At 58.0% G+C, this 326-nt stretch carries 1 pseudogene; it reads left to right on the top strand.

Annotated features, from left to right (window positions below):
* Positions 1–326 (top strand): annotated as a pseudogene (locus tag AB4558_RS21990) (hypothetical protein); the annotation flags it as partial.

The raw sequence follows: 326 nt of genomic DNA, 5'->3' as shown, positions 1-326 counted from the left end.
GATGAGTCAGGCTCGTTCGGTGCGCAGACGGTGACGTACGCGGAAAACCAAGTGGCGGACGCGGTAGTGGGTACCTTGTCCGGCAGCGATCTGGATGGCGTGACCAAATACGAGTTCAAACACAGTGACGGCACCTTTAGCACCATCAGTGAAGACGGTTTCTACAGTGTCGATGCGGCCGGCAACATCAGCATCACGACAGTGGGTGTGGCGGCGGAGGTGAACGACTTCGAGCAAGGCACGAACAGTGGCGATTACCAGATGGTGATGACCGACGGTTACGGCTCGACAGCGGAAGCGACGGTGACCCTGAAAGAGAGCAACGT

This window comes from Vibrio sp. 10N.222.51.C5, from assembly GCF_041474575.1.
GTDB lineage: Bacteria > Pseudomonadota > Gammaproteobacteria > Enterobacterales > Vibrionaceae > Vibrio > Vibrio crassostreae_C.
This window is presented reverse-complemented; position numbering and strand designations above follow the sequence as displayed.